The 1,603-nt window shown below is 67.2% G+C and carries 2 protein-coding genes and 1 pseudogene; 1 reads left to right on the plus strand and 2 read right to left on the minus strand.

From position 1 onward, the window contains the following. Nucleotides 1–37: 37 nt before the first annotated feature. Nucleotides 38–346, minus strand: a complete 309-nt coding sequence (locus P1P75_RS41440; protein ID WP_073499096.1) for a hypothetical protein — start codon at nucleotides 344–346, stop codon at nucleotides 38–40. A 343-nt stretch (nucleotides 347–689) separates the two neighbouring features. After that, a complete protein-coding gene (locus tag P1P75_RS41445) occupies nucleotides 690–974 on the minus strand; it encodes a DUF397 domain-containing protein (protein WP_319265196.1) in 285 nt (94 codons plus the stop codon). Between the two features lie 90 nt (nucleotides 975–1,064). Here P1P75_RS41445 and P1P75_RS41450 point away from each other — a divergent pair. Then, a pseudogene (locus tag P1P75_RS41450) lies at nucleotides 1,065–1,472 on the plus strand (serine protease); the annotation flags it as partial. Nucleotides 1,473–1,603 lie beyond the last annotated feature (131 nt).

Here is a 1,603-nt window from a genome sequence, read left to right on the forward strand (position 1 = left end):
GGCGTGCCCGGAGCGGGGCGGGGGTCGGCGACGCCCGCTACACGGCCATGCCGTACACGATCGTGAACAGGGTGCCGAGGGACCCGATGATGAAGACGCCCGTCAGCCCGGCGATGATGAGGCCCTTGCCCTGTTCCGCGCTGAAGGTGTCGCGCAGGGCCGTCGCGCCGATGCGCTGCTTGGCGGCGCCCCAGATCGCGATTCCGAGGCAGAGGAGGATGGCGATGGCCATCACCACCTCGATCATCACCTTGGCCTCGTTGCCCAGGCTGCCGAAGGGGCCCCAGTCCGGAGCGATCCCGCCGATGATGGTGTTGATGTCTCCCTTGTCGGCCGCAAAGAGCATGTAAGTCACCGCCCCTGGTGGGTAGTTCCGAGAGGCCCCTGCGGTGTGCAGAGGTCAGGACTCATTGTCGCCGACAACGCCGCCTTCGTATGTCGACTTGGCGTCATTGACGGGCGGGATTCGTACGAAAAGCTCGCACTCGTCACTCTGTGTATCACGGGAGGTTACGCCGGGCAATGAGGCCGGAGCGGAACCTGTCGTGTGGTTCCGTCGTTGACCCACTTCACGGCCGAGTGCCGTTTCTGACGGCAGGTGGGGTGAGGGCCCGTTTCGATGTTCTCATGCCCGACGGTGTACGGAGACGGTCCCATGGCTCGCTGTGAGGACCGTCTCTGACCTGAGGTCAGGCGCAGTTCGTGGGACCGCCGTCCGCTTCCGCCGAGGTCTCGGCTTCCTCCACGCCCTCCACGAAGTGGTCGAACTCGCCTGCCTGTACCCCTAGTACGAAGGCGTCCCACTTGCGGCGGTTCGTCGTGACCACGTTGTCCGGGTCGCTGGTCTCGCGGAGGTAGACGGGGACCTCCAAGTCGTCGCCCTCGCCGAAGGCGATCTCGATCCAGGGGCCGGGGCCGGTCGCCTCCGGCGGGGCGGCACGCACCCAGGTCAGGTCGGGGGGGATGTCGGTCACGGGAGATGCCTTCCGCACGGGGCTTCTACGACTTTGTGGACGATAGCGGGGTCTGACCCGGCTCTCACCTAGTGGGACACGGTGGGGGCGATGAAGCGCAGCCCGCGTCCCTGCGCCGCCCTGCTCGGTGTCGTCCTGCTGGCGGTCACCTCGGCCTCGGAGGCGGCCGCCGGCGGCGGGCCCGGTCCTCTCGGAGTGACGGTCGCCGCGGGGGTGACGGCGGCGACGGTGCGGGTGGGGGTGCTGTTCGACGCGGACGATGCCGAGGGGCCGGGCGGGCTTGCCGGGACGCGTTCCTGTACGGCGTCGGTCGTGCGCGGTCCGCATCGCGATCTCCTGGTCACCGCCGCGCACTGCCTCGCCGGGCAGGGGCCGCTCGTCCTCGTACCCGGATACCGGGACGGGAAGGCCCCGTACGGGGTGTGGAAGGTCGAGCGGGACTTCCTGCCCGACGGGTGGTCCGGGGGACGCGACGAGGACAGTGACGTCGCGTTCGCGGGACCACGGGAAGGGGATGAGGCGCGCATCGAGATACAAAAAGAGAGATGATGATAACAATAGGTAGGAGCTGACGAAGAGAGAAGTGTCACAAGTGGCAGTCAGACGAAAGAAAGAAAAAGAGAGAAAGA

This window comes from Streptomyces sp. ID05-39B, assembly GCF_033794725.1.
GTDB lineage: Bacteria > Actinomycetota > Actinomycetes > Streptomycetales > Streptomycetaceae > Streptomyces > Streptomyces bobili.